This is a genomic window from Thalassobaculum litoreum DSM 18839 (assembly GCF_900102465.1).
GTDB classification, from domain to species: Bacteria; Pseudomonadota; Alphaproteobacteria; order Thalassobaculales; family Thalassobaculaceae; genus Thalassobaculum; species Thalassobaculum litoreum.
Genome location: NZ_FNBW01000049.1, coordinates 1 through 1,066, shown reverse-complemented (window position 1 = coordinate 1,066; position 1,066 = coordinate 1). Strand labels below are relative to the sequence as shown.

Sequence of the window (1,066 nt, the reverse complement as noted above, 5' to 3'; positions counted from 1 at the left end):
TGGCAGATCGGCATCGATCAGATCGACCTTCCGATCGATGCCGGCCTGGCGCTGGGACAGCATCCGCTGACCTCGATCCGGGCGGTGCTGCCGACCGTTGATACCCGACAGCTTCGTGCGATGAAGGTCTTCCTCACCGATCGCGGACGGAACATCACCACCGTGATGGCGGACCGCATTAACTCCGAGCTGGGCCTCAGCATCATCGGCACGCAGACACCGAGTGCAGTGGTTCCGAAGGTCGCCAAGATCCTGGGCAGCGGTCGATCGCGCGCGCTCACTCTCATACGCACCGAGCTGGGCCGCGCCTATTCCGCTGCAGGCCAGGAACGTATGACGCAGGCCCGCGAGGTTCTGCCGGGCCTGAAGAAGCAATGGCGGCGGAGCGGTAAGCTCCACCCTCGGCCGGACCACGTCGTGGCCGACGGTCAGATCCAGGAGGTCGCGGATCCCTTCGTCATCGCTGGCGTGAAGCTGGCCTATCCTCGGGATCCTGAAGCCCCTGCCAAGCACACCATCAACTGCGGCTGCGACAGCCTGCCGTACATGGAGAACTGGAAGGTCAGCAATCCCGATCGCCTCCCGTTCACCGACCGTGAACGAGCGGCGAACCGGTTCATTCGGAACTTCGATGGGGCGGTGCCATCGGCGGCCGATCTAGAAGCGCCGGGAGGTCAGACCTGACCGCGGTTCTTCAGCATCCGATCAAGCTGCTCCTGATTCTGATCGCGGATCTTCTTGTATCGCTCTCGAGTTTCCGCGGCATCCTCGGAGGTATCGGTGATGCCAAAGTTGTTGTCGATCGCGTCGGTCATCCGGCCGATCTCGCCCTCAAGCCAAGCGATGAGGTTATCGTTGCTGTTCATCGGCATTCCCCTTTCCGTACGGTCCAACGTTACGCACGGGAGCTTCTCACGAAGCCGCCGCGACGAGAAACACCGGCCTTCGTGTCGAGCTTCTGAATGCGATTTGGCGTTTAAGGCCGTTTAAATTGGGACCAGATCAGCAGTGAATGCCTCCTCAGCTCCGATCAACGAGGCGCTAGGAGCCTCCAGGACGGCCGAGA

At 61.7% G+C, this 1,066-nt stretch carries 2 protein-coding genes; one reads left to right on the top strand and one right to left on the bottom strand.

Annotated features, from left to right (window positions below; genetic code table 11):
- On the top strand, positions 1-684 hold a 684-nt coding region (locus BLS34_RS25200; RefSeq protein ID WP_215906221.1), incomplete at its 5' end, for a phage minor head protein.
- Here BLS34_RS25200 and BLS34_RS25195 read toward each other — a convergent pair.
- Positions 675-872 carry a hypothetical protein gene (locus tag BLS34_RS25195; protein ID WP_093154884.1) on the bottom strand — a complete coding sequence of 66 codons (198 nt, stop codon included), beginning with the start codon at positions 870-872 and terminating at the stop codon, positions 675-677. The genes BLS34_RS25200 and BLS34_RS25195 overlap by 10 nt on opposite strands.
- Positions 873-1,066: the final 194 nt, after the last annotated feature.